General features: G+C 50.6%; 24 protein-coding genes and 2 tRNA genes. 19 read left to right on the top strand and 7 right to left on the bottom strand.

The window, feature by feature from the left end; translation table 11 throughout:
* Positions 1-64 precede the first annotated feature (64 nt).
* From JSQ80_RS05965 to JSQ80_RS29695, 3 genes are all read left to right on the top strand, one after another.
* Positions 65-1,903, top strand: a complete 1,839-nt coding sequence (locus tag JSQ80_RS05965) for an adenine deaminase (protein WP_206094699.1) — start codon at positions 65-67, stop codon at positions 1,901-1,903.
* Positions 1,904-2,029: 126 nt separating this feature from the next.
* Complete coding sequence (locus JSQ80_RS29700) at positions 2,030-2,404, top strand: hypothetical protein (protein ID WP_336245707.1); 375 nt, start codon at positions 2,030-2,032, stop codon at positions 2,402-2,404.
* 66 nt (positions 2,405-2,470) lie between these two features.
* Complete coding sequence (locus JSQ80_RS29695; RefSeq protein WP_336245706.1) at positions 2,471-2,701, top strand: hypothetical protein; 231 nt, start codon at positions 2,471-2,473, stop codon at positions 2,699-2,701.
* Positions 2,702-2,898: 197 nt separating this feature from the next.
* Here JSQ80_RS29695 and JSQ80_RS05955 read toward each other — a convergent pair whose 3' ends face one another.
* Positions 2,899-4,353, bottom strand: coding sequence for an IS1182 family transposase (locus tag JSQ80_RS05955; RefSeq protein WP_272491165.1), 1,455 nt, complete (start codon positions 4,351-4,353; stop codon positions 2,899-2,901).
* Positions 4,354-4,741: 388 nt separating this feature from the next.
* Here JSQ80_RS05955 and JSQ80_RS05950 point away from each other — a divergent pair, with 388 nt between their 5' ends.
* Both JSQ80_RS05950 and JSQ80_RS05945 read left to right on the top strand, forming a co-directional pair.
* Positions 4,742-5,194, top strand: a complete 453-nt coding sequence (locus tag JSQ80_RS05950) for a MarR family winged helix-turn-helix transcriptional regulator (RefSeq protein WP_087435765.1) — start codon at positions 4,742-4,744, stop codon at positions 5,192-5,194.
* Positions 5,195-5,203: 9 nt separating this feature from the next.
* Complete coding sequence (locus tag JSQ80_RS05945) at positions 5,204-6,406, top strand: MFS transporter (protein ID WP_206094698.1); 1,203 nt, start codon at positions 5,204-5,206, stop codon at positions 6,404-6,406.
* Positions 6,407-6,566: 160 nt separating this feature from the next.
* Here JSQ80_RS05945 and JSQ80_RS05940 read toward each other — a convergent pair whose 3' ends face one another.
* From JSQ80_RS05940 to JSQ80_RS05930, 3 genes are all read right to left on the bottom strand, one after another.
* Entirely contained in the window at positions 6,567-7,037 is a 471-nt protein-coding gene (locus JSQ80_RS05940) for a GNAT family N-acetyltransferase (RefSeq protein WP_206094697.1), read from the bottom strand.
* Positions 7,038-7,072: 35 nt separating this feature from the next.
* Positions 7,073-7,837 (bottom strand): S1C family serine protease, encoded by a 765-nt coding sequence (locus JSQ80_RS05935; protein ID WP_240463566.1) that lies wholly within the window; start codon positions 7,835-7,837, stop codon positions 7,073-7,075.
* 224 nt (positions 7,838-8,061) lie between these two features.
* Complete coding sequence (locus JSQ80_RS05930) at positions 8,062-9,204, bottom strand: serine hydrolase domain-containing protein (protein WP_206094696.1); 1,143 nt, start codon at positions 9,202-9,204, stop codon at positions 8,062-8,064.
* 188 nt (positions 9,205-9,392) lie between these two features.
* Here JSQ80_RS05930 and JSQ80_RS05925 point away from each other — a divergent pair, with 188 nt between their 5' ends.
* Entirely contained in the window at positions 9,393-9,788 is a 396-nt protein-coding gene (locus tag JSQ80_RS05925) for a DUF3471 domain-containing protein (RefSeq protein ID WP_206094695.1), read from the top strand.
* Positions 9,789-10,284: 496 nt separating this feature from the next.
* A complete protein-coding gene (locus JSQ80_RS05920) occupies positions 10,285-10,977 on the top strand; it encodes an ABC transporter permease (RefSeq protein WP_206094694.1) in 693 nt (230 codons plus the stop codon).
* Between the two features lie 157 nt (positions 10,978-11,134).
* Here the strand turns inward: JSQ80_RS05920 and JSQ80_RS05915 are convergent, their stop codons facing one another.
* On the bottom strand, positions 11,135-11,713 hold the full coding sequence (locus JSQ80_RS05915; RefSeq protein ID WP_240463565.1) for a TetR/AcrR family transcriptional regulator: 579 nt from the start codon (positions 11,711-11,713) through the stop codon (positions 11,135-11,137).
* Between the two features lie 113 nt (positions 11,714-11,826).
* On the opposite strand from JSQ80_RS05915, the gene JSQ80_RS05910 reads away from it, so the two are divergent.
* From JSQ80_RS05910 to JSQ80_RS05880, 7 genes are all read left to right on the top strand, one after another.
* The gene (locus JSQ80_RS05910; RefSeq protein ID WP_418888870.1) at positions 11,827-12,438 is read left to right on the top strand and encodes a YkoP family protein; all 612 of its coding nucleotides are present in this window, start codon (positions 11,827-11,829) and stop codon (positions 12,436-12,438) included.
* On the top strand, positions 12,426-13,217 hold the full coding sequence (locus tag JSQ80_RS05905) for a polysaccharide deacetylase family protein (protein ID WP_206094693.1): 792 nt from the start codon (positions 12,426-12,428) through the stop codon (positions 13,215-13,217). The genes JSQ80_RS05910 and JSQ80_RS05905 overlap by 13 nt, the downstream gene beginning before the upstream one ends.
* A gap of 225 nt (positions 13,218-13,442) precedes the next feature.
* Positions 13,443-14,567, top strand: coding sequence for an outer membrane lipoprotein-sorting protein (locus JSQ80_RS05900; protein ID WP_206094692.1), 1,125 nt, complete (start codon positions 13,443-13,445; stop codon positions 14,565-14,567).
* Between the two features lie 240 nt (positions 14,568-14,807).
* A complete protein-coding gene (alr, locus tag JSQ80_RS05895) occupies positions 14,808-16,043 on the top strand; it encodes an alanine racemase (protein WP_206094691.1) in 1,236 nt (411 codons plus the stop codon).
* A 211-nt stretch (positions 16,044-16,254) separates the two neighbouring features.
* Entirely contained in the window at positions 16,255-16,536 is a 282-nt protein-coding gene (locus JSQ80_RS05890; protein ID WP_019422582.1) for a CopG family ribbon-helix-helix protein, read from the top strand.
* Positions 16,537-16,539: 3 nt separating this feature from the next.
* Positions 16,540-16,890: a type II toxin-antitoxin system PemK/MazF family toxin gene (locus JSQ80_RS05885; RefSeq protein WP_019422581.1), complete on the top strand. Its 351-nt coding sequence runs from the start codon at positions 16,540-16,542 to the stop codon at positions 16,888-16,890.
* A gap of 299 nt (positions 16,891-17,189) precedes the next feature.
* Positions 17,190-19,415 carry a Tex family protein gene (locus tag JSQ80_RS05880; protein ID WP_272491078.1) on the top strand — a complete coding sequence of 742 codons (2,226 nt, stop codon included), beginning with the start codon at positions 17,190-17,192 and terminating at the stop codon, positions 19,413-19,415.
* Between the two features lie 113 nt (positions 19,416-19,528).
* Here JSQ80_RS05880 and cmpA read toward each other — a convergent pair whose 3' ends face one another.
* Both cmpA and JSQ80_RS05870 read right to left on the bottom strand, forming a co-directional pair.
* On the bottom strand, positions 19,529-19,648 hold the full coding sequence (gene cmpA, locus JSQ80_RS05875) for a cortex morphogenetic protein CmpA (protein ID WP_019422578.1): 120 nt from the start codon (positions 19,646-19,648) through the stop codon (positions 19,529-19,531).
* A 292-nt stretch (positions 19,649-19,940) separates the two neighbouring features.
* On the bottom strand, positions 19,941-20,294 hold the full coding sequence (locus JSQ80_RS05870; protein WP_087435754.1) for a hydrolase/acyltransferase: 354 nt from the start codon (positions 20,292-20,294) through the stop codon (positions 19,941-19,943).
* A gap of 89 nt (positions 20,295-20,383) precedes the next feature.
* Here JSQ80_RS05870 and JSQ80_RS05865 point away from each other — a divergent pair, with 89 nt between their 5' ends.
* The 5 genes from JSQ80_RS05865 to JSQ80_RS05845 all read left to right on the top strand — a co-directional run bounded on the left by JSQ80_RS05865 (position 20,384) and on the right by JSQ80_RS05845 (position 24,713).
* Positions 20,384-20,890 carry a SprT family protein gene (locus tag JSQ80_RS05865; RefSeq protein ID WP_206094690.1) on the top strand — a complete coding sequence of 169 codons (507 nt, stop codon included), beginning with the start codon at positions 20,384-20,386 and terminating at the stop codon, positions 20,888-20,890.
* Positions 20,891-20,961: 71 nt separating this feature from the next.
* Positions 20,962-21,783, top strand: coding sequence for a uroporphyrinogen-III synthase (locus JSQ80_RS05860; protein ID WP_206094689.1), 822 nt, complete (start codon positions 20,962-20,964; stop codon positions 21,781-21,783).
* A 345-nt stretch (positions 21,784-22,128) separates the two neighbouring features.
* Positions 22,129-22,204 (top strand) — tRNA-Asn (locus tag JSQ80_RS05855).
* A gap of 9 nt (positions 22,205-22,213) precedes the next feature.
* A tRNA-Ser gene (locus JSQ80_RS05850) sits at positions 22,214-22,302 on the top strand.
* 128 nt (positions 22,303-22,430) lie between these two features.
* Positions 22,431-24,713: a helix-turn-helix domain-containing protein gene (locus JSQ80_RS05845; protein ID WP_206094688.1), complete on the top strand. Its 2,283-nt coding sequence runs from the start codon at positions 22,431-22,433 to the stop codon at positions 24,711-24,713.
* Positions 24,714-24,957 lie beyond the last annotated feature (244 nt).

Here is a 24,957-nt window from a genome sequence, read left to right as displayed (position 1 = left end):
TACTTCCCACCCGTGCAATATATTCACGTTCGCTTTACTCAACAACGAGGAGGACTATACTATCATGGAATCACCACAACGTTTTGCCAGACCGCATCTTGCTGATTGCGTGCCTGATCTGGTCGCAACCGCGCGCGGAGATATGAAGGCTACACTCGTTATTCTACATGCAAAATTGGTCAATGTTTGTTCCGGAGAGATTCAGGACGATATTTCCATCGGTGTGCAGGGAACACGCATTGCTTTCGTAGGCAAGGATGCAAGCCATATGATTGGAGACGACACGAAGGTAATCGACGCGGGCGGACGTTATGTAGCGCCGGGATTGCTGGATGGGCATTGCCATATCGAGAGCAGCCAGATCACTCCGACGCAATTCGCGAGAGCGGTGCTCGTCAAGGGGACGACCGGCGGCTTCTTTGACGCCCATGAAATTACGAATGTGCTCGGGCTGCCCGGCCTCCGGCTCATGCTCGACGAAGCGAGAGAAACACCGCTTGCGGCATATATGCAGGTGGCTTCCTGCGTGCCGTCGACAGGGCCGGAGCTGGAGACAAGCGGGGCCTCGATCGGTCCAGAGGAAGTGGCGGAAGCCTTCACCTGGGGACCCGATATGATTGCGCTGGGCGAAGTGATGAATTTCCCGGGTGTCGTGTTCGGCGACGAAAAAATGATCGGGGAAATTCAAGCCACCTTGCGTGCGGGAAGAGTCGCCGACGGGCATTACACATGGCCGGTTGACGACTGGAGAATATCCGCCTATGCGGCCAGCGGCATTTCCGGCTGTCACGAGAGCGTCAAGGCGGAGGATGTCATCGAGCGCGTGCGCCGGGGCATCTATGCGAAGATGCGACGCGGTTCGGCATGGCATGATGTGGCCGAATCGATTAAGGCTCATACCGATCACGGTATCGATACACGCCGCATGATCCTGGTGACGGATGACCGCAGCCCTGAATCGCTGGTGGACGAAGGCCATATGGATTTTGTCGTGCGGCATGCGATCGCGCAAGGCGTCCGTCCGGTGACGGCGTTCCAAATGGCGACGATCAACACCGCCGAGCGCTTCGGAGTTGCCCGCGATGTCGGCACGATTACCCCTGCTTCGTGCGCCGACATCATTATCCTGGATGGCAATCTGGCCGATGTCAATGTCGTCATGACGATTGCTGCCGGACAAGTCGTAGCGGAGCATGGCCGCATGGTCGTCGAGCTGCCGGAATTCACGTATCCGGAGGAAGCGATCCATTCGGTTCACCTTACCCGGGAAGTACGGCCGGAAGACTTCGTTATTCAAGCGCCGGTGCAATCGGGAGAGCGGACGGCAAGAGCGATCCAAGTGCGGGAGAACCACGTCGATACGAAGGAGCAGCTCGTATCCGTACGCATTGAGGACGGAAGCATTGCGCTAAACGTGGAGGATGGCTTGTGCAAAATCGCAGTCATTGAGCGCCATAAAGGCACAGGCAATCAAGCGCTTGGCCTCGTGTCCGACGTCGGCTTCAACGTGCCGGCGGCGATTGCGACGACAGTGGCTCACGATTGCCACAATGTGATGGTAATCGGGAATTCGGATGCGCTGATGGCCCAAGCAGCCAACGTCGTCGCCGATATGCAAGGCGGTATCGCTGTCGTGACAGCGGACAAGGTCGTCAAGCTGCCGCTTCCGGTAGCGGGGCTGATGTCGAACGCGCCGTTCGAAGAGGTTGCCGAGCAGTCCCGCGCCATCAGCGAAGCTTTGTATGAAGCTGGCTGCACGATGAACTATGCGTTCATGACGCTCTCATTGCTTGCGCTAATCGTGGTTCCCGAGCTGCGGCTGTCAGATATAGGGCTTATCAAGACGACGGAGCAAGGGTTTGTCGAAGTGCCGCTGTTTGTGGATGATGAGCAATATGTTTAACAAGCTTATGTCTGGAGATTCCAGTGGGCTTGGGCTATAATCGAATTAAAGTGGCGAAGAACGTCCCTATCCATCACCCGATGGAGCGGGGCGTTCTTTTTTGTTGAAGGGGGAGGTGTTGGCAGCGTGGAATATGAAGCTGCTCATGCGGAATGGATTCATTCCCATCTCGAACGGAGGTCGGGAGAACGGAAAGGACGGCTGGAGCGGGGGCATCAGCACGGAGAAGTGCTGTTTTTGCGCAACGTCTGGTGGCCGCTCTTGGGGAATTTCGATTATTTACATCCGGAATATGAGGTGATGGATTGGAGGGGGAGATCTTATTTTGCTGACTTTGCCTGGCTGCCGGGTCATGTGAAGGTGATATGGGAGATTAAAGGATACGGTTCACATGTGCGGGATATGGACCGCAAGAAGTACTGCGAGGAGTTGAATCGAGACACGTTTTTGCAGGGGTTGGGATTCCGCGTTGTCTCCTTCGCCTATGATGACGTGGCGTAGCGACCCGAGTTATGCATCACCTTGCTGCGGATGTTGTTGAGCCGTTATCAGCCCGGGCGGGCGCCTGTGGACACGAGAACTCTCGCGGAGAGAGAAGTCATCCTGCTTGCCTTCCGCTTGGCGAGTCCGCTTCGCCCAAAGGACGTTGAGGCACAGTTAGGAGTAAATCACCGTGCGGCCGTGCGTCATTTGCATTCCCTTTGCGCAAAGGGCTGGCTGAAGCCGCTTGTCGGCAGAGGGAGCAGAGTTTGTCGCTACGCGCTCATACGCACCAGTATCGATGAAATCGATTGGTGAAGCAGGTTACTGATTCGATTCCTTCGTGGGCTAGCACGAATGGGCTGACGCATAACTGCAAATGTACATTAGAAATTCGCTAGACAGCGATTTTCAGGCTATTGAACTGCAAAGGTGCAGTTGAACTCGTGATTTCTTTGAATTAAGGCGATTTTTGGCAAAATGAAATGTATTTTTCAGACTGTTGAAAAATCGGTTTAAGCGGCAGAATTTAGAGCTAAAGGTTTCGATAAGTTCCTTAATTTGGTTAAAAGAACAGGTGGAGTCTTTTGCTTCTGCCCACCTCCGACCTTTTGGGCCAGGTACCTGGCAATCTTTTTTACATTCTGGGCTATTGCGGTCATGAAAGCTTGTTCCTGCGTTTTAGCTCTCCCGCGGAACTTGCAGCGACGATATCCATGAAGCTCTTTTGCATCTGCAAAGCTTCGTTCTATCGTTTGAGGACGCAACTTATAGGCCGCCTCTCCGGAATGGGTCTTCCGGTACTGAGCGACCTTCTCTTTACTCTCTTCCCATATATGTCGTTCGATCTTACGTTGGTGGTTGGCCGATTTCGTACACTGATTGAGCAAGGGGCAGTTTGCACACTCCTCGGCATTTGACGTGTATTCCCGATACCCTTGTCGATTGGTAGTCGTATACATTAGCATTTTTCCTGCGGGACACAGGTAGCCATTTTCTTCTGCATGGTAGATAAACTGTTTCTTCGGAAAAATGTCAGGGGGCGTTGGAGCATTGCGTTCCGCGATAGCCGCAGCGATCTCTAGCTTTAGCGTCTGATCGCATATGTAAGGCGTCATGTACCCCGAATCCAGCGCGACGGCTTCCAGCGTCGATTGAAATGCAAAGGTTTGGATTTGTCGCTTGAGGCGTTCCACGTAGACGGCAGCATCATTAACATGGCCAGGTGTCACATGGACATCGGTGATAATGTTATATTTATGGTCGACGGTGCGATGGTCGAGATAACAGAATGCCTCCGGTTTACCGCTTCGTTTCATCAGTCCGCACTCGGGATCGGTTTGACTTACTTTACGTGGTTTTTCCTCCCCGGAAGGCTTCCGGGGAGGAAGGGGCTTTTTTCCGTGGCTCTCTCGATCCTCGTTGATGGCCTTCTCTAATTCTTTTAGATAGTCATGAGGGGTCTCTTCGAGAACCTGCATCGTGTAGCGGTTATTGTTAGCGTTGGCTCGAATATGAGTCGAATCGGTCACCAAGAGACGACCATCCACCATCTTATGGTTGATCGCCAGATGTACCATTTCATCAAAAATCTCTTGAAAGAGATTCGTATCTTTAAACCGATTATTCCGGTTCCAACTGATCGTCGAGTGATCGGGTACGCGATCGGAGAAGCGCAGGCCAAGGAACCAGCGGTAAGCAGCATTCGGAATGATTTCTTGCTCCAATTGACGTTCAGAGCGTATGCCGTACAAATATCCGATGAGCATCATTTTAAATAATACAACGGGGTCTAAGGCCGGTCGTCCTTTGGTTTCGCTATAGTAAGGCCGAACTTTCTCTCTGATAAAAGAGAAATCCACATATTTATCGATAAGGCGTAGCAGATGATCTTGAGGTACCAATAAATCCATGCAAATAAGTTCCATTTCATTATGAGCTTTGTTTTCGGACTGCTTGCTATTCAACAAGATCACCACACGCCTCTCATCAGATTAATTACTGATATTGTATCATACTAATGCGTTAATGCACCGGAAAACACGGCTTTTTTCAACAGTCTGATTTTTGCAGTTGGAGAGGCAAAAAGAGGGGAATAGACCTGAAACAGATGTACTTTTGCAGTTCGTGCAACGTGCGCTGCGTGGTTGAGGGGGGCGGCGAATGAAGGCGGTGACGGTAGCCAAGACGTTGAATTTGTTGGAGGATACAAGTTCGTAGCCAACTGGGGGGCCTTCATGGCCCCTCGTTGATATGTATATTGAATACAACGGCAATAATTAATGGTTTACAATCATGGTTGTTTAGCATATAGTTGTTAAAACAACTATTAAAAGGAATGAGACAAGGAAGATGGGAATGACGACACATGGCAACGGCTTAGAGCATTCAATCGGTTTCGCTATGGGCGTAACCTATCGCAAATTATCGAACCTTCTGCAGCAACGGCTGAAGGAACATGACATTACGCCGGAGCAGTGGTCGGTCCTGTACCAGATAAGCAGGGCCAATGGGCTGATTCAGAAGGAAATCGCCGAACGTGCGGGCAAGGATAAGCCGACAACGACTCGAATTCTCGATCATTTAGAGAGGAAGGGGCTTATTTACAAGAAAATCGGCGAGAACGACCGCCGCTCGTTCTTGGTCAATATTACGGATAACGGAATGGCACTTATTCAAAGGACGGCCCCGATCGAGCGGCAGGCCGCCGACGACATTAAGCAGTGTGTATCCAATGAAGAATATGAAGTGCTCATGGAGCTTCTGCTTCGGATTGGCAATCACGTAAACGAACTAACAGACAGAGAGTAGGAGATAGCCATGCAGTACGATGAACAACCAATAAAGCTATGGACGAAATCGTTTATAGCTTTAACGATTTGCGCGTTCCTGTTATTTCTGAATTTGCAAATGCTGCTATCATCTTTTCCGGCGTATGTGAAGAACCAATTCCATGCCGGGGATTTGATGGTCAGCCTAGTAACGAGCGTGTTCGCGGCTTCCGCGATTGCGACTCGTTTTTTGACAGCGGCGCTGATGAGGAAAGTGCGCCGCAATGTCATCTTGTTTGTCGGGCTGGCTGCAGCTGCCCTAACGACAGGCCTCTATGTTCTGGCCGGATCGATTGGCTCGCTGCTCTTTATGCGAGTCGGTTATGGAGTGGGGTTCGGGATGGCGAGCACAATCATTCCCACACTGGTGTCGCAAATTATTCCCGTAAAAAGAATGGGAGAGGGCATCGGCTATTTCGGATTGTCCACAAGCCTAGCCATGTCCATAGGGCCGATGATCGGCTTGAACGTGATGAAGCAGTCCGGTTTCGATGTGCTGGCCATGCTGGGGACCGTGACTGTGCTTCTTATTTTTCCGATTATGGTGCTGACGCGCTCGCTTCCTCCTGAGCCAGAACAAAGGCGCGGGGCTCATGCAAGACCTCGAGCCAAGCAGCCTTTGAATTCGAAGCTGTTGTTTCCGGCGCTGCTGAACGTTATATTGTCGGTCACGTACAGCGGTCTGCTCAGCTTTATCGCTTTGTATGGGGAAGCGGTTCGTCTGGAGCAGGTCGGCCTGTTTTTCTTGTTTAATGCAGTCACTATCATTATTATCCGCCCTATCTCCGGCAGGGTGTTCGACAGCAGAGGACATGCGGCGGTACTTATTCCTGCGGCCATTAGTGTCGTGGCGAGCTTAACGGTGCTATCATATGCGGCATCGATGCCCATGCTCATTCTGTCCGCTCTGCTGTACGGACTTGGATTCGGCGCTATCCAGCCAACGATCCAAGCTTGGATGATCCGGTCGGTTCCGCAGGAACAGTACGGCATGGCCAACAGCATGTTCTACAATTCCACGGACTTCGGCGTCGCGACTGGCGCATTGATGCTGGGGGCGATCTCTTCCGTGACAGGCTATGCAGTGATGTACCGGTATGCGGCGGCGTTTATGATTTTGTTCCTTGTTGTCTATGCCGCAGTTCAAATGATTACTGTTAAACAGAGCGGGAAAGCAGATGTTGCCACCTAAGTATTGCCACTGTACGACGGCTCCGCAGCAATGATATTCCTGTTCCCGATCATGTCTCAGTCGGTCCTTTTGTTCACTCTCCCACTGGCTCAGACTAGCAATTAAATTTACTGAGTTTAACGAAAAGAAAGTGGACAAAAGAGCCACTGGGCTGCCCATCTTATAAAAATAACATGTACACTCCCTTTCCTGTTAGCAGCTCAAAACCGAGACTTGCGTATAAGGCCCGAGCAGGAACATTTTCATCGTCTGTTTCAAGCTGTAAGCGAGCAGCTTTTTTCTCATTGGCTAGATCAATGGCATGTTGCAACAATTTCCTGCCGACACCCTTGTTCCTATAGCTCGGCAACGAATATAAAGCTTCTATACGCAATACAGCATAACCTTTGGATAGTGAAAAACTCCATGAATGGACAATAAGCCCTACATACTCCTCGCCATGCTTAGCCAAATAACAATGAGCCAAATCAAAGCATAAGAACCGATTGAGAATTTGCTCACACTTTTCCATTTGTTCGGGAGAATAGGCGGATTCATCATCCCCATCAAACGAAGAATTTAAGTAACCACTAACCAAGCCTCTTACTTTAGGAATAAGAGACTCATTCAACGAAACAATTTCAAGCAGCATTCCATAACACCCCCAATATACATATTAGTTTGACGTTACGTATTCTCCAGATAATCGATTGGTATTGCGAGCCCTATGTCGATGGATTGGTCTCCCTGTTTCATATTTGAAGCAGCGAATACAACAGCGATGACTTTACCATTCTGGTTGATAACAGGGCTGCCGCTGTTCCCTTTATGGATAGGCGCCTGTATCATGAGCACGGGAAGATCGCGATTATCAAGAGAAGCCAATCCTATAAGGGTGCCTTCAATGGCGATTTGGTAGAAAGATAATGGATTGCCTATGACATGGATTGGGCTGCCTGCCTGATACGGTGTCTCTGTCTCCAATTCTAGCGCAGGCAGGTCGGTCTCATTGTCTCTGATCTTAAGTATGGCAACGTCGAGTTCCGTATCGCGAACGATGACATCTGCCAGATACGACTTCCCATGAAGAAAACGGACAGAGCCAACCTGCTCGGCTTCCATTACATGTTGATTCGTAATAATGAGGCCGTTCGCGGCGATATTGAATCCGGTACCTTTCCGATCGCTGGCATTTATGACGACCACCGCTTGTTTATATTGCTGAATCTGTTCATTCTGCGATAATTCTGTGTCCTTGTTCAAAAAACGGAGGGCTGGAAGGTTGTAGATCTGCGGTAAAAAAGCGATCAAATTGCCGAACAGCAGGATAGCCAGCAAGATGGCTATCGTTTTTTTAATCCATGTTCTTCGGGAGGGAGTATACAGATCTTCTTCACTGTCGTCCTCCTGGTTCCATTCAGCTTCTTCTCCTATGAAGAAAGGCTTAGTCATGTCATCTGAAGGCTCGAAGGGGACTTTTTGATCGTTCAATTCATTTTTATGGATGGGATATGCCTCCTCGCTAATGATTGCATTAGTGATGGGACTATCAATAAGAAATGCTCAGAAGTGCAGATTACAGACTATTATATCAAACCTAATGGGACCGCGAGCGAACAGATATGTAGAATATGGGCAAAAGCTGCGGCCCGATGAGGCTGCAGCTTTTTTATTGATTATTTCAAATGCTCGAGGATGGTGCGGTAAGCAGTGACGGCTTCGTAATCATGAATATTGAAAATGGTCGGATCAACCCCGGTTTTTACGATAACGGCATGTTCTTGCTGATTCACATAAATGTGTTGCCCGTAAATGCCGCGCGCCATAAATTCAGATCCGTTGCTGTTTTGCGGAATCCACCATTGATATTGATACCCGAAGAAGTCGTCGGCTGCCCCTGGCTGCAAATCGGCCCGATCGGGAGTTACCGATTGCTTGACCCACTTGTCGGATACGATTTGGCTGCCATTCCAATTTCCATTATGCAAATATAGTCTTCCGAACTTGGCGTAATCCCTGAGCGTCGCGTTAACGAACGTGAAGGCAATCTCGTTGCCATGCAGATCGGTATTCCAGTATGCATCCTGTTCCATGCCCAGCGGCTTCCATATTTTTTCTTCTAAATAGGCAGATGCTTTCTTTCCGGTTATCTTTTCAATCAACATGCATAGAATTTGAGTATCGACGCTTTTATATTGGAAACGGCCTGGCGCCTGCAATCTTGTCAGCTTTTGCACAAACTTCGATATGGGCATGGCCGTCTCGCCGAACACATCGTTCAAGAAGGTGTAGATCTCCGCATTCTCGTCAGCGTAATCTTCATTGAAGCGAACGCCGGAAGACATCTGCAAAATGTCTTTAATGCTCGCCCCGTCAAAGCCGCTTCCGATTAACTCCGGCAAGTATAAGGTCACCGGATCATGAACATCGTTCATAGCCCCTTCCTCAAACGCGATGCCCATTAAAGCGGACACCAACGATTTAGCCACGGACATGGACATGGCGGTCGATTGCTCGCTATAGCCGTTAAAATACTGCTCCGTCATGATCGTATCGTCTTTAATGACCAGAAACCCGGTGGCAAACACCTTTTGCAAATAATCGGCGACTTTGTTGCGCTGTCCGTTTATCTCATAACCAATTTCTGTTAACGGCTGTTCGACTTTTTGAAACAGAAATTTGCGTTCTGGGGCCTGAATATCGTTTTTGGGCAAAATTTTGTCCATATTTCTAAAATTCCATGCGATATGGTCTTCGTGCAGCAGCGTTCCTAATTTGGCTATATCGTATTGTTGATTGTGCTCGGTGTTCAAATTCATCGAACCTCCATATGTGATAATGATTCTCAATGAAGCTGTCCTTCCATTGTACCCTACTGTTCTCTGAAGGAGAAGCAAGGATGTTGAAATTGTGCATAAAACAGGAGTGCGTCTGCAAATGAAGAAAGGTTTCGCTTCCATTAATAGCATCCTTTAACCTATTTGATCGTTTGCTAGGTCTTGAGGAAATGGATTGGAATGGAAGAATTGAGGAAGACCTTAAGAAGTGGAAGGAACAGCTTCAGGAACAGAAGGAGAAGGGGCGCCAAAATGTTAAAGAGCTCAAGGGTGAAATCGAATCGGCCCTCCCTCATCCGCTTATAGACTATACAGGGACTTATGAACATCCAGGCTATGGGAAGGCGAGCATTGAGCTTGATAATGGCCGTCTGCAATTGATGTATAATTCGTTGACCTTGCCTATGACACATTTGAACGATGATGTGTTCGAAATTTCCTATGAACGGTTTGAAGCGGAGGTAAAAGGCACATTTTATGCCGACTCGAACGGTAATATCCTTCGCTTCTCGGTGCCGATGAACATAGAGCCGGGGGCGAAGGAAATTGAATTTACGAAGAACTAGACGAACGTTTCGGAATTAATGGAATAGTTGGTTTGGATATATTGTTAAAAGGCAGCTTTGTTATTGATTTAACTATAGTGAATATTTCGCAAAAACGTTAGACAACCGTTAAAGTAGTGTGAGTAGTTGCTCACACTACTTTTTTTGTAGGAGACAAGGGAAATTATGTTAACGAGGATGGCGTATGACAATTAAGCTGTTCAGAGTGCATGGCCTGCAATATCTACTCATGTTGGGATATTTCTAACCGTAATTTCTTTTTCATTCTTTTTCATGGAGAGTAACGAATTTTTCTCGGAATCTCTTATTGTAATAATTAGGTTTCCCTTTCTGTCGATGGATGTTTTGAAATTTTGCACGTTATCAGCTCCCATATATATATGTTCCTCGTATCCCGCCATTACGGAACGTAAGATTTTCTTAAGAAATAAGAAACAGAAAAGAAATGAACCGCCGCTAAAATAGAAAATAGGTAAAGACAGAAAGGTGATATCAAATGCTGAAGCTCATGAAGCTGGAATGGAAAAAAACGAAATTTGGTTGGTATAGGAATGGAGCTATCATTGCAAATGTAATCATGGCGGCTTTGCTCTGTCTGATTGGGTATGTGGAAAGTAACGAAGGCCAATCTGCATTTAATGGTTTTCAGGAAGCTTTTGTCGTAATCGGCGCAATCGTCAGGGCCACATTTATTGTGTTTGCGGCAGTGCTCATTGCAAGGCTGGTCATCGAGGAGTATAAGAATAAAACGATTACGATCATGTTTTCATACCCAATCAGCCGCAAGAAAATAATTGCTTCTAAATTATGCATAGTAGGCGGGCTGACCTTTATTGCGATCATCGTTTCCAACGCGTTTGTGGCGCTTGTATTTTTTAGTGTAAATGCGTATTTGCAGTTTATTCCCGGATCATTGCCATTGGAAATGGTCGTTCAACAGGTCGTGAGCATGTTCGCATTTGCCTTTGCCGCTTCGGGAACGAGCTTGATTCCTTTATTTTTCGGGATGCGCAAACTATCGGTTCCAGAAACGATCCTATCGTCCATCCTGATTACAGCGATAGTCAGCGCGCACAATCCAGTATTTTCGTTAGCCTCCATTATATATATTCCGTTGTCCTTGGCGGTGGTTGGCCTTGTGCTGGCAGCCGCTACGGTTCGCAAGGTTGAACAAGTTGACATTACTTAATTTTTAGGGGGAGATAAGGATGACAGCACATCAAATTATGAAATGGATTTTCCTTATTTGTATGGCTTCCATCTTCATGAACGGGTTTCTCTATGCCAATATAGGGGAACCCGGAATTTTAATCGGAATTTTTTGCACGATCGGACTTGGCGTTCTATCAGGACTTGGCGCATTCATGACGAGAAATAAGTGAGTTGATTTCCTGGAGCACCTGCTTCTTGACCTCGGCGAGGGGAAATCCCTTCGGATAGTTCGAAAACATAAGCATAATTCCTTGAAGCAAGGATGAAAAATGGAGAGATCTCATCCTCGGGTCAGGAACTCCCAGCTGTTCGAACATTTCACATTGGACTTCAAACTGTCTTTCGTACTCTGCGGCCAACTTGGCCGTATATTTGCTTAACACTTTGTCTTGTTTGGGCTGCGTCATAAGATGAAGATAGAACCTGAACACTTCGGGCTGAATGCGCACGTTATCCAGCGATCCTTCTACGATGTGCCGGATTTGCTCGGCAGGAGTCTCGTTCGCTGCCGCAGCCTCCATGACGACAAGCAGCTCTTCGATCCGAATATCGACCCTTGCCGCTTTTAAAATCTTCTCGCTGGCAACGCTCCGAATTTGATCATTTGCTTCTGGGGGCAGGCCCGCAAGGGGGCCATGATGATGATGATCACAGTAATATTTTACCTTTTTGTTATCAAAACTTTTGACTGAACGGATAGTCAATACAAACATTGCTGCATGCAGCTTAAGAAATTTGTAAGAACGGAGTAAGAGAAAAGAGAATTTCATTCTCTACTATTAATAATAGAAGTGAAGGAGTTGAACATATTTTACTAGGGAAATAGGTGACTGTATTGAACGTGTTTGCATCAACCTCGAAAGTGTGTTTGCAATCTATTTGGATGATGTGGGAAAGAGTGTTTGACTTGTTTACCAGATTGCGAAGTGTATCCGTATCCCAATATGGAATATGCAAGCTGGTTGTAAGGCGTCATCATGGGCAAGACGTGCAATGCAATGACGGTCATTGGGTGCATGCCGGAGATTGGGTGGGAGAGCTTCATCTTGATAATAGACAAGTGCTGCAGTTGTCCCGTTCCGTCGGACCGGATCGGGCAGCCTTGATGACGGCTCGTCTATTGCGCGATTCGCTTGGACAGATAAGCCTGGCAATGGAAAGCACGCCCGAACTTGCGAAAGTCAAAGCATTAACGGGCATCACCTTGCTCCATCGCGGAATTATTTACGGATTGGGTTTTGAACTGCACCCGATGACATCGAAATGGTTCCGGTGGATAACGACTTGGTATCTTCGTTTCTTGCTCGCGGTGTTGCATCCGAGCGGCAAGCGAAGAGTCAAGCAGAGCACAGGGAAGCTGAACCCGATGATGTTGATGATGACGAAGCAGTCTTTAATGCAGCGTTACCGAAAAGAAGTGATCCCATGCAGAAGTTGATGCTTGGGGTATCCATCTTCATTCTTTTATTGATTTTCATTTATATGGCGCTTCCTTTTTTCATGACGAGAATATGCGGCATAGGCGTGTTTAGAAAAGGAAAACATGCGGCGAAGGTTGCCTTTACATTTGATGACGGCCCCGATCCCCGATATACTCCGCAACTGCTTGATTTACTGCAAGAGCATGGGATCAAGGCAACCTTTTTCGTGCTTGGCTGCAAAGCCGAGAAATATCCAGAGTTGATGAGGCGAATATACCGTGAAGGCCATCAAATTGGTATTCATAACTATACACATCTGCCTAATTGGCTGATGACGCCAAGGCAGGTCAGGCGGCAGCATGTGGATCGGTCGGCTGACATTGTCGAACGCATTACCGGGGAACGGCCCGCCTTCTATCGGCCTCCGTGGGGGATATTGAACGCTGGGGATTTCCTCTTTTTGCGCAAGTCTTATCGGATCGTGCTCTGGTCTGTTATGGGATGGGATTGGAAGCGAGATACGGATGCGGATCGGCTTAAACGAAGACTAATCAAAAAAATCAAACCAGGCTCCGTTGTGCTGCTGCACGATAGCGGTGATACGATCGGAGCAGACGAAGCTGCTCCGCAGCAAATGCTGGAAGGACTGCAGGATGTTCTCAAGGATCTGCGCTTGAAGGGATATCAATGCGTGCGCGCGGATGAGCTTCAGGCTCTAAGATGTGCCGGTTATGACAAAGGTGTTGATAGGGGACGCGTTCCTATTAATGTGGCGCTGCCTCGCATTTATAAATAACGAATGGAATGGGGGAGCCTTCAGGATCCCTCTTTTCGCGTCTGCCAACATGCAATAAGCCGCGTTAGACACGGTCTTGCAACATGCGATGAATGGCGTGCACCTATAACTTGTCACGCTTGTCATGCTAGTCTGCATAATTGGCCAAGTACCCACATAGACATGTTATCAGTGATGAGGAGTACACCGAATCGAAGAATATTCAATGTCAGAGGGGATGATCTCATGCGTCGGATCACGTGGATATTGGCCATCGTGATAAGTGTTGCGATTCTGGTAGTCGGATGCGGGAAGAAGGATGCAACCGCCGTGGTTCAGGATTTGGATCACGTGATGAGCAAGCTGGAAAGTTATGAAGGCATCGGCACGATGACGCTGCATTCCGGGCAGCAGCCGCTCGAGTATCAAGTGGAAGTCCGGTATCAAGATCCTTCCTATTACCGGATCGTGTTGACCAATGCGAAGAAGGACATCAAGCAGGTTGTGCTGCGGAACGAAGAAGGCGTCTTTGTATTGACGCCAAGCTTGAACAAAATCTTCCGCTTCCAAAGCGATTGGCCGGAAAATCAGGGTCAAGTGTATCTGTATCAGACGCTGGTGCGCAGCATTCTGTCGGACAATGGCCGCCAATTCGCTACCGACGGGGACAGCTACGTGTTTGAAGTTGCTGCCAACTATCAGACAGACTCGCTCGTGCGGCAAAAAATATGGTTGAACAAAAATGACTATGCGCCAAAGCAAGTTCAGGTTACGGACTCCGACGCGAATGTTGTGGTCGAAATGAAGTTCAATCAATTTGTATTCGGCACGAAATTCGACAAAGACTCGTTTGATATGCAGCGCAACATGACCAGCATGAACCATGCGTCGATCCCGACCGGAATCGTCGATTCGAAGGACGGGGCCGGGGATGCCGCCAAGGAGACGACAGTGCCGGAAGGCGAGCCGGACGCGAAGGGCACAGGAACCGATCCGGCAGTTGAGCCGCAGAAGGAGTCGACCGAGGAGCTTGGGCCATTCGGCTTCATCGAGCCTTCATACCTCCCGGAAGGCGTGGCGAAGAAGGATGATATGGAGGTTCCTGAGAGCAAAGACCACTCAGTCATGCTGCGCTACGCCGGCACATACAACTTTACGATTTTGGAATCGCGGCCGAAGGATCTGGAAGTAGGCTTGATATATGGAAAAGCGCTTGATTTGGGCTTCACGTATGGTCAGTTGACCGGCGATGAGCAGAAGACGCTCACTTGGGTGTATGACGGTGTTAAATACCGGATGACAAGCGCGGATCTTCCAGAAGCTGAAATGGTCAAGGTTGCGCAATCAATGGTGGATCAGCCAGGAAAATAAGCAATAGGAAAGAGCCAGCCCGTATTCTGTAGACCTCTTCAGAGTATGGGCTTTGGTTTTTTTGCATGTAGAGCGGGTTCAAGCGGGATAGAATCGGAACAATTTCCCTATATAAGCGGTTATTCCCATAGCAAAGACCGGAAAAGTCATTTTTGCTTGGTTGACAGTCTGCGATCCGGCCTTTAACATAGGTTATTGACGATTGAACGGGAGAGATAGGGAACGGAGAAGGTGACTGACTTGGAAACGTACTTTCGCCCAACGTGTGCTGAGATTTCACTAGACGCTTTGCAGCGTAACATGCAGGCTTTTCGCGACGCGCTGCCTGCTGCAACCAGATTGAGCGTCTGTGTCAAGGCGAATGCGTACGGTCACGGCGCGGTCGAAATGGCTCGTGCCGCAGAACGATTCGGTGTAGACTATTTAAACGTGGCTTTCCTGGAAGAAGCGATACAGCTGCGACGCGCAGGTGTACGCACTCCGATATTGATACTAGGCTATACGCCGCCTGAAGGTTTTTCGGCGGCTTACCAATATGATATTACACTCAATATTTTTTCCGAGGAATGCATTCGGGCGCTTGAGGCCGAGGCACCATCGCTCAGTGCGCAGCACGGCGGACGAATATTGAAACTGCATGTAAAGATTGATTCCGGCATGGGACGGCTCGGCATTCGCACCCCGGAGGAAGCGGTAAGCTGCATAGAGCGATTGAACGCCGTACAGGGCGTAGAGGTAGAGGGGATATTTACTCACTTCGCCTGTGCCGATGAAGCGGACAAAGCTTATTCCGAGCTGCAGCGGACGAGATTTCAAGCCGTGATTGAGGCGCTTGCCGCAGAGCGGATTACGGTTCCGGTTGTTCATGCAAGCAACAGCGCTGCAGCAATCGATATGCCGGATTGGTCTTACGACATGGTTCGCGTCGGAGTCAGCATCTATGGATTGTATCCTTCCATAGAGGTGAACCGTACCCGAATTGAGCTGGAGCCGGTGCTGACGTTGAAGACGAAGGTCGTGCATACGAAGACGGTGCCGCCAGGCGAAGGCATCAGCTATGGCGTTCAATATTGCACGACGAGCGACGAGCGAATTGCAACGATGCCGATCGGCTATGCGGACGGCTATTCGCGCTTATTAAGCGGTAAGGTCAGCATGCTCATACGCGGCCAGCGAGTGCCTGTCATCGGCCGTATCTGCATGGATCAATGCATGGTCTCCTTGCGGCCGTTGGGCGCAGCCGCCGTCGAGATCGAGGCGGGAGAAGAAGCCGTGCTTATCGGCTCCCAAGGAGAGGAGCGGATTACGGCAGAGGAGATTGCCGCACATTTAGGCACGATCAATTATGAAGTGGTGTGCATGATAGCGCATCGTGTTCCGCGCTTGTACATGGTGCAAGGGAAGCCGGTGCAGGTGGTGAATCCGTTGTTGGCAGGGGAGCGAGTGCAAGATTTGACGGAAAATAACGGAAAATAAGGGAGTGGAACCATTTACCGTGTGTCATTTTTTAAAAGATGAAGGATTTTTATGTCTAAAGCGCGAATAAGTATCGGGATGCAGCTGTTTTTTTGCTTGCGCATGCAACATACTCCATCTGCATCGGGCATATATATGCTTTTGTATAAATTTTCTACGGAATCGACATAATGGTAAATAGGCAGGAAAGGTTTTGGGGGTGCGAGGACAGGTGGCTAATATTCAGAACACCAAACGAATCATGATCAGCTTGCCCGACCAATTACTACAAGAAGTGGACGGCATTGTTGCTATGGAGAAATCCAACCGAAGCGAATTTATTCGACAAGCAATGAAATTATATTTAAACGAGCGAAAAAAACGACACATTCGTGAATCCATGCAGCGCGGCTACATGGAGATGGCCAAAATCAATTTAACGATGGCTTCTGAGGCTTTTTATGCGGAAGAAGATGCGGATGGCACTCTCGGCCGTTTGGTTAGCGGGGTGTAGACATTGATTGTAAAGCGCGGCGACGTATTTTTTGCGGATTTATCGCCCGTCGTTGGATCGGAGCAAGGCGGGGTCCGTCCCGTCCTCGTGATACAGAACGATATCGGCAATCGATTTAGTCCGACGGTTATCGTTGCTGCGATTACGGCTCAGATTCAGAAGGCGAAATTACCGACACATGTGGAGATTGACGCGGAAACGCACGGCTTCGACCGTGACTCGGTTATCTTGCTGGAGCAGATCCGCACGATCGATAAGCAGCGTTTGACTGACAAGATTACGCACTTGGATGAAGAGACGATGCGCAAGGTCGATGAAGGACTCCAAATCAGTGTTGGTTTAATTGATTTCTAACCATTTGCACAAGCTTTTTAGAAGAACGAGGGCAGCCTCGTTTTTTTATTTTTGCGTTCCAGAATGGCGGCATTCCCTTCCGCGCATTTGCTGTTAGCTCCATTCTCCCATATAGTCAGGAAGTATGAGGACGAGGGAAGGAACATGCCGATCACGAGTGCAAACGGATAAGCGGGAGCAGGCAGTATTGGCGTGTGACCTTTGCTCTGGAAAAACGGGCTCTCTTTTGCGACAATAGAACATAGGGTCTTAGGCAGAGGAATACGACACTGATTCGGATTACGGAAAGGAATGAAACGATGGCAGTACAAGACACCGTAATGGAATTGACGGCGCTGGAGCCGTTATTGGAACAAATGAAGCAGGACGAGCCCAAGCGCTTGCTGAAGCAGCTTGCGCAAGAATTATCCCTTGGCCTGAAGCAGGTGGAGACGACAGTCGGCCTCTTGGACGAGGGGAATACGATTCCATTCATTGCGCGTTACCGCAAAGAAATGACCGGTGAGATGGACGAGAATCAGCTTCGTTCCTTGGAAGAGCGCCTCGGATATGTGCGCGGACTGGAGGAGCGCAAGCGCGAAGTGCTGCGCCTTATCGCCGAGCAAGGCAAGCTTACTGAAGAGCTGCAACGCTCCGTTGTCGCGGCCGTGAAGCTGCAAGAGGTGGAGGATCTGTACCGCCCTTACCGCCAGAAGCGGAAAACGCGAGCAAGCGTGGCAAAGGAACGTGGATTGGAACCGCTTGCGAATTGGATGATGAGCTTCCCGAAGCAAGGCGATGCGTTAATGGAAGCGGCGGCTTATGTGAATGAAGAGAAGGGCGTGCCTACGCCAGAACTGGCCGTTCAGGGCGCTCTGGACATTATCGCCGAGAGCATCGGCGACGATCCGAACATTCGCGCCTGGGTGCGGCGCTTTACGATGGAGCACGGCGTGCTTCGCACCGAGGCAAAGGATAAGGAGCAGGAATCGGTATACGAGATGTATTATGAATACGTCGAGCCGGTCCGCAAGCTGCCTTCGCACCGTATTTTGGCCATCAACCGCGGGGAGCGCGAAGAGATTTTGAAGGTTGCGCTGGACGTGCCTGTAGAGCAGATTATCGCTCATATGGAAAAGAAGGTAATCAAGAGCGCATCTGTCGTCACAGAATTGTTGAAGGCGACGATCGAAGACTCGTACAAACGGCTTATCGCTCCGTCCATCGAACGGGACGTGCGCAACGATCTGACGGATAAGGCCGAAGAGCAGGCGATTCAGGTATTCGCCCAAAATTTGCGCAGCCTGCTGCTGCAGCCGCCAGTCAAGGGCAAGACGGTGCTCGGAGTGGACCCTGCATTCCGGACAGGCTGCAAGCTCGCTGTCGTCGATGAGACGGGTAAAATGCTCGAAGTGGCCGTCACGTATCCGACCGCGCCGCATCATAAGACGGCGGAAGCGGAGAAGAATTTCAACCGTCTGGCGGATACATATGGCGTCCAGCTCATCGTCATCGGGAACGGGACAGCATCGCGCGAGACCGAGCAATTCGTTGCGAATTGGATGAATGCCCGCAAGGATCGGTCACTGCAATATGCGATTGTGAACGAAGCGGGCGCCAGCGTCTATTCAGCCTCCAAGTTGGCACAGGAGGAGTTCCCGTCGCTTGACGTCGCGGAGCGCAGCGCAGTCTCGATTGCCCGCCGCATGCAGGACCCGCTGGCGGAGCTCGTGAAGATCGACCCGAAAGCGATTGGCGTCGGTCAATATCAGCATGACGTCGCGCCGAAGCGGCTGGAAGAGAGCTTGGGCGCCGTTGTGGAATCGGCGGTCAACCATGTTGGTGTTGATGTGAATACGGCATCGCCATCCTTATTGTCGTATGTATCCGGCGTGAACATGACATTGGCGAAAAATATCGTCAAATACCGGGAAGACAACGGGAAGTTTACCGAGCGCCGCCAGCTGCAGAAGGTGCCGCGCTTAGGGCCGAAGGCGTTCGAGCAGTGTGTCGGCTTTATGCGCATTACTGAAGGCGACCATCCGCTCGATAAGACGCCGATTCACCCCGAATCGTACAGTGTCGTCGATCGGCTGTTCACCGAGCTCGGACTGCGGCTCGATTCCATCGGAGCTCCGGAGCTGGCGGCATCGCTGCAGCGCGCGGACGTCACCGCCCTGGCGCAGAAGCTGGATGTTGGCGTTCCGACGCTGAAGGACATTATCGACAGCCTGCTGCGTCCTGGGCGTGATCCGCGCGAGGAGCTGCCGCCGCCTATTTTTCGGACGGATGTGCTGCAGATTGAAGATTTGCAGCCTGGAATGGAGCTGAAGGGAACGGTGCGGAACGTAATCGATTTCGGCGCGTTCGTCGATATCGGGATTAAAAATGACGGTCTAGTCCACATTTCCCAATTAAGCGACCGATATGTGAAGCATCCGCTCGATGTCGTATCCGTCGGTGACAATGTCACGGTATGGGTACTTCAGGTGGATGTGAAGAAAGGACGCGTCGGTCTAACGATGAAGCGTCCGAACATGGAATAGCGACTTTAATCAAAACCCCCGTCGCGGTCGCGGACGGGGGTTCGACTTTTCATTTGTGATGGTCAGGCAGCTTTGCTTCCGTTTTTCGGGCTTTTTGGGCGAAACGCAGCAATTTACGAATGAACACGCGGCTTTGAACGATAAAAAAACCAACACTCATTCAACAGTTTGATTTGACGGCGGTCTTTCTTGTGAAAGGCGCGCATCAACTGATTGCACAACCATTGCGGCATGAGCATCCCTCCTTCAACCGGGGACGAGAGATTCGTCGTTGTATCGCTATCTTATGGGCAATGGCCGTTTTTGGTGCAGGTCCGCATGCAAAAAGCCGGGTCCTTGCCTAAATGGCAGGTTCCGGCTAAATGCGGGTCATATGGCGGGCGATGCAACTTATGCGTTTCGGGAACGCCAAGCGCCAAAAGCATACAAAAAAGCCGCCGCTTCATGCGGCAGCTCTGTTCGTCTGCTAAGAAAAAAAGGATTGGTGCATCGATATAATGGCAGCTTTAGCCTGTCCGTTCGCGCCTAGCCTTCGTATTCTTCCTCATACCATTGCTCCATCTGAGCTTGCAGCGCCCGGATCTCCGTCAAGAGAGCGATGAGCGGATACTGATCCTCTTGGATGGAGGCGAAGGCGCGCTCCAATCGATTCACGTAATCCAATCCGTTGATTATCGTGTCCTCTTCCCGCAGCAATTCCAGATGGTCGCACTCCGCAACCGCAGCAGGCAGCTTCGGTACGCCCGAGGCGGTGAGCTTGCCAATTTCCTTGCACAATCGCAGATTGAGTGCGCTCAATTGGTAGGCATAATCGGAAGGCATCTCGACAAATTCCAATGTCCCTTCACGTTGAAATAGAACATAGCGCATCTTCGGCATCCGTATTCCCTCTCTTCTTCCGCAATTCTACTCTTGACAGTGTACTGAACTTCCAGTACAAATTCAAGTAGGAAGTAGGGTGATTCACAATGCTAGAGTCGAACGAGCGATTGCAGGCCTGGATTGAACAGGTATCGATCCGGGACTTCGGTAAACCGTTCCGCCACAAGGCTCGATATAACGCCAGACTCAAGTCGACGGGAGGGCGCTACCTGCTCAAGTCTCACGATATTGAAATCAATCCGAAACAGCTCGCAGCGAACGGAACGGAGGAAGTGGAACGGATCATTAAGCATGAGCTGTGCCACTATCACCTGCATATTGAGGGCAGAGGATATCGTCACCGGGACAAAGAATTCAAGGATTTGCTGCAAGCGGTAGGAGGATCGCGCTATTGCAAGGCTTTGCCGGGCGCTGCCCCGAAGCGGACCGAGCCGTACCGTTATCGCTTGGAATGCGGCCATTGCGGGCAGGCATATTTGCGCAAACGACAGGTAGATGTGAAGCGCTACGTATGCGGACGCTGCCGCGGACCGCTGCGGCTGACGGCTCTGGAGAGGCAAGCGGCGATGGGAAAAGGAACAAACAGGCGCTGAGGCCAGCACGTAACTTGGCATAGCCGCTTGCGTGCGGCGATGGTGGAATGGAGAAGAGGAGGAATACGCACATGGCGAAATGTGAAGGCAAAGTGATCGCGCTTACGGGGCCCCGCAAAGCGGAAGAGATGGCGGTGATCGTCTCCAAGCAAGGAGGAACGCCGCTTATCCGGCCGACGCAGGGCACGATAGTCGAGCAGTTCGAGCATTTGGAAGCCGAGGTGGATAAGCTGATTCATGAACCGCTTGACTGGGCGATCTGGACGACTGGCATGGGAGTGGACAAGCTCGTCGAAGCCGCGCGCGCAGCAGAGAAAGAGGAGGCCCTTCTTGCCAAGCTTGCTCGGCTCCGCCATGCGGCACGGGGCTACAAGACGGTCAATGCGCTGCGCCGCTTGGGATTGGCGGTGGACGTGCGCGATGATGACGGCTCGACGCTCGGGCTTATACGCGCCTTGAGGGCGAGCGGCGTGGAACGGATGGCAGGCAGCCGTGCCGCCTTGCAACTGCATGGTGACCCCGCCCCGGCGCTGTTGCAATTCCTTCTGGAGGCCGGGGCTGAGACAATGGAATTAATGCCATATCGGCATACTCCGCCAGAGGGCGCCGTGCTCCGGCAGCTAACCGAGGAGCTGCTCGAAGGGAAAATCGATGCCGTGGCGATGACAAGCGCTCCGCAGGCGCGGTTCTTGTTCGCGTATGCCAGAGAGCGGCAGCTGACCGGGCAATTGCTCGAAGTCTTGAAGGAGCGGACAATAATGGCCGCCGTTGGCAAAGTAACGGCCGCTGCCATCGCGGACGCAGGTATTGAGCGCATCCTCGTTCCGGAGGAAGAGCGGATGGGAGCGCTTATTGTTGCGCTGTCCCAGTGGTTTGAGCATCAGGAGGGCTGAGTCAAATAAAAGCGGGAAGCAGCGGGAACGCCATGAATGGTTTGCAGCGGGCGCGGCGGGGCGGCGCAGAACTCGGCTTTCTCGTGGTCTGCGGCCGGGGGGCGAGGTCGCAGTCGATACCGTAGTCTAAGTTCAAAAGTTGAAGTCGAAGTCGGAGCAGCGCCATTAAGGAATTATTCCAGTCAAATGAACGGACTCGGCGAAAATACGGCATGTGGGCTGTAATTTGTCCAGTGGAAGCGGCCCTGTTGGCGCCCGAAGATCCCATCCAGCTATTTCTCACAACAAATTTCATTCCAGACACTTGACACCGTTAATTATTCATGATAAATTAATACTTGTCTTTCCCCGATAGCTCAGTTGGTAGAGCACTCGGCTGTTAACCGAGTTGTCACAGGTTCGAGTCCTGTTCGGGGAGCCATTTTATTATGGAGAGGTACCCAAGAGGCCGAAGGGGGCGCTTTGCTAAAGCGTTAGGGTGTAACAGCCGCGAGGGTTCGAATCCCTCTCTCTCCGCCATTATGGAACAGACAAAGTCCCGCGAGGGATTTTTTTGTTTATCCAATATGTAAGCGTTTACTTGCCTAAAGGCAGCAATCCATCTCTTTCCATCCTTGCAGTGGAATTCGAAGGAGGAACGTTACGCTATGGCCAAACGATGGTTTTACCGCTTATTGCTGTCGTATATGCCTGTTTTTATTATTGTCGTCAGCTTCCTGTTCTTTGTGTTCTTTCAGACGCTGAGCGAACAAAGCCGCAAAGACGCAATCCAGTCGAATTCTTCGCTTCTCCTTCAAGCTCTTCGCGCCACGGACGCTTCCTTGAAAGACATTGACCAAATGGTTGTCTCCGAGGTATTGAACGCCCCGGAGCTGGAACAATATTTTCACGGCAAAAAGAATGATGACGTCGCTCTACATATGCGTATCAAAAAGCTTATGAAACGGATCAGCGCCCGTAATCTGCTTATCGATAACGTATATTTGGTCCGATTGCAAGATGAATCGGTGCTTAGCAGCAGCGGCGCCTTCACTATTCGCGAATATATGGACAAGGACTTCATCGAGGCGCACCGTCATATTCGCAGCAACGAATACGCGTGGGGTGACGTGCGCCCCTTTAAAGAATATGATTTTCAAGATGAAAAGTCTGTCGTGTCGCTCGTGCGTCACGTGCCTTTAACTGGCGGGGGAGACGGAATGATCGTCGTGAGCGTAGCCACCGCATCCATTCAAGCGCTCGTGCAGGAGTGGCATGCCTCCGACTTGAATGCCGTCAGCATTCGCGATCGCTCGGGTGTCAATTTACTAGAAAATGATACCGATAACCTAAATTCTGATTCTAACCCTAATTCCAACTCTAATTCTAACTCTTCGCCGTCATACACGGTCGTATCGGACTATATGTCGCCTTATACGGGGTGGACTTTCGAGAGCGGGTTTCAGAAGGGCAAGGGTTTCTTTCGTATAGAGGAATGGTTCAATGTATGGATGATTGGCGGCATGCTGCTGCTGCTCGCCGCGATGGGATGGATGGTGTACATTACCCATCGTCATTACAAGCCAGTCGCGAATCTGGTGCAGCGGGTCAACTCCATTGCCGAGACGACATCCTACCTGCAATCGGACCAATCGCGCTGGGATGAATTTGCCGTCATCGAATCCGCTCTTGATCGGATGTTTGCCGAACGGGACGAGAGTGCGGAACGGGGCAAGCAAGATGCCGTATTTCTGCGCAATTACGCATTTCGGCAATGGTTGGACGGTAGCTATGAAGAGCATCCGCTTAATAAGGAGAATGCATTGGACGTTCCGTTGGATGCCGAGCGCTGGTGTGTGGTCGTCGCGGTCGAAATCGATCGGTATCTTTCGTTCACGAAAGCGTATTCCCGGCGGGATCGCTTCCTGCTTCAATATGCGATGAAATCGGCCTTTCATGAAATAGCCGCAGAGTATGAGTGGAAGGTGTGGGCCGATTGGTTGACAGGGGAACGGCTCGTGATGCTGTGGCAGCCTGCATCTGCACAGACGGAGTATCCCCATGCTGCCCGTAAAGTTGCGGATGTGATGGAAGAGATGCTGCCTTGGATTCAAAATTATTTGAAATGGACATCTACGGCCAGCGTCAGCGATGTCGCCGCCTCCATCCAAGACATTCCGCAGGCGTTCGCCCAGGCCTTGCGGGCGTTGAGCCGCAAGCTGACCTGCGGCATGAACCGGGTGCTCATAGAGAAGGAGCATCAGACCGTAGATGTGGATGTGGCGCCGCTCACCCGGGCGCTCGCGCTCAGCGTTGCGCAGGGCAAGGGAGAGTGGAAGGCACGTCTGCTGGATTGGCTTCATATGCTGGGAGCGGCAAGGTGTTGCCGCCAAGAGGTGGTGCGGGCCTGCACTCTGCTGGGCGTGGAACTGAACAAGCGGCTGAAGCTGACGCAACGGACGAGTGATGCTCCTCCGGATACAGCGAAGTGGCTGGAGCGGATTGAAGGATGCGAGACGATGCAGGAGCTTGAGCAGCTGCTGTCCGAGCTGCTGAAGCAGGCGGAACAGTGGATGTCTGCTGCGGAAGCGGAGCGCTCGACCGCGCTGATACGTCAAATTCAAGCGTACATTGAAGCGAACTATGCGCATCCGCAGCTCTCGCTCGACCACTTGAGCGAACGCTTCCAAGTGCCGCCGAAGACGTTGAGCAAATCGTTCAAGGAGGTTACCGGTGAAAAGTTCATCGATTTTCTGATTCATATCCGCTTGGAGCGTGCTAAGCGGCTGCTCCGGGATAGCGATGACTCCATTCAAACGATAGCGGAGCAAGTTGGTTATGGCGGAGCGGTATCCTTCAGCCGCATATTTAAAAAAGTGGAAGGGGTTGCTCCGGGGGAATATCGCGCCGTCATGTCGGCGCAACCTTCACCCTTGACACGCGACGGATAAATAATCAGCGCCGTAATATCGGCATGCGGGGTTCTGGATGAGCCTGGTGCCGGCAGCAACGGCGTTTTTTGTTATAATCAGACAGGTTTGCGAAACATATCAAGCGGGCGAAAAATATATATTGCCCCCAATAAATCCCTTGCAGGGAGCAGGCTGCGCGATAGGGAGAAATCCGTTAAGCCTTGCGAAAACGGTTGATTGTCATGGCCTCATTCCGCCTTTTATAATCAAGGCAACCCGGGAG

This window comes from Paenibacillus apiarius (assembly GCF_017052585.1).
Classification (GTDB): domain Bacteria; phylum Bacillota; class Bacilli; order Paenibacillales; family Paenibacillaceae; genus Paenibacillus_B; species Paenibacillus_B apiarius.
Note: the sequence above shows the minus strand (reverse complement) of the source record. Positions and strands in the feature narration are given on the sequence as shown.

Bases quoted from the DNA above. Each gene is read 5' to 3' on its own strand.
- JSQ80_RS05965 (WP_206094699.1), top strand. From the start codon at position 65: ATGGAATCACCACAACGTTTTGCCAGACCGCATCTTGCTGATTGCGTG.
- JSQ80_RS05950 (WP_087435765.1), top strand. From the start codon at position 4,742: ATGACGACACATGGCAACGGCTTAGAGCATTCAATCGGTTTCGCTATG.
- JSQ80_RS05945 (WP_206094698.1), top strand. From the start codon at position 5,204: ATGCAGTACGATGAACAACCAATAAAGCTATGGACGAAATCGTTTATA.
- JSQ80_RS05940 (WP_206094697.1), bottom strand. From the start codon at position 7,037: ATGCTGCTTGAAATTGTTTCGTTGAATGAGTCTCTTATTCCTAAAGTA.
- JSQ80_RS05935 (WP_240463566.1), bottom strand. From the start codon at position 7,837: ATGACTAAGCCTTTCTTCATAGGAGAAGAAGCTGAATGGAACCAGGAG.
- JSQ80_RS05930 (WP_206094696.1), bottom strand. From the start codon at position 9,204: ATGAATTTGAACACCGAGCACAATCAACAATACGATATAGCCAAATTA.
- JSQ80_RS05925 (WP_206094695.1), top strand. From the start codon at position 9,393: ATGGATTGGAATGGAAGAATTGAGGAAGACCTTAAGAAGTGGAAGGAA.
- JSQ80_RS05920 (WP_206094694.1), top strand. From the start codon at position 10,285: ATGCTGAAGCTCATGAAGCTGGAATGGAAAAAAACGAAATTTGGTTGG.
- JSQ80_RS05915 (WP_240463565.1), bottom strand. From the start codon at position 11,713: ATGTTTGTATTGACTATCCGTTCAGTCAAAAGTTTTGATAACAAAAAG.
- JSQ80_RS05905 (WP_206094693.1), top strand. From the start codon at position 12,426: ATGCAGAAGTTGATGCTTGGGGTATCCATCTTCATTCTTTTATTGATT.
- JSQ80_RS05900 (WP_206094692.1), top strand. From the start codon at position 13,443: ATGCGTCGGATCACGTGGATATTGGCCATCGTGATAAGTGTTGCGATT.
- JSQ80_RS05880 (WP_272491078.1), top strand. From the start codon at position 17,190: ATGGCAGTACAAGACACCGTAATGGAATTGACGGCGCTGGAGCCGTTA.
- cmpA (WP_019422578.1), bottom strand. From the start codon at position 19,648: ATGCCGCAATGGTTGTGCAATCAGTTGATGCGCGCCTTTCACAAGAAA.
- JSQ80_RS05870 (WP_087435754.1), bottom strand. From the start codon at position 20,294: ATGCCGAAGATGCGCTATGTTCTATTTCAACGTGAAGGGACATTGGAA.
- JSQ80_RS05865 (WP_206094690.1), top strand. From the start codon at position 20,384: ATGCTAGAGTCGAACGAGCGATTGCAGGCCTGGATTGAACAGGTATCG.
- JSQ80_RS05860 (WP_206094689.1), top strand. From the start codon at position 20,962: ATGGCGAAATGTGAAGGCAAAGTGATCGCGCTTACGGGGCCCCGCAAA.
- JSQ80_RS05845 (WP_206094688.1), top strand. From the start codon at position 22,431: ATGGCCAAACGATGGTTTTACCGCTTATTGCTGTCGTATATGCCTGTT.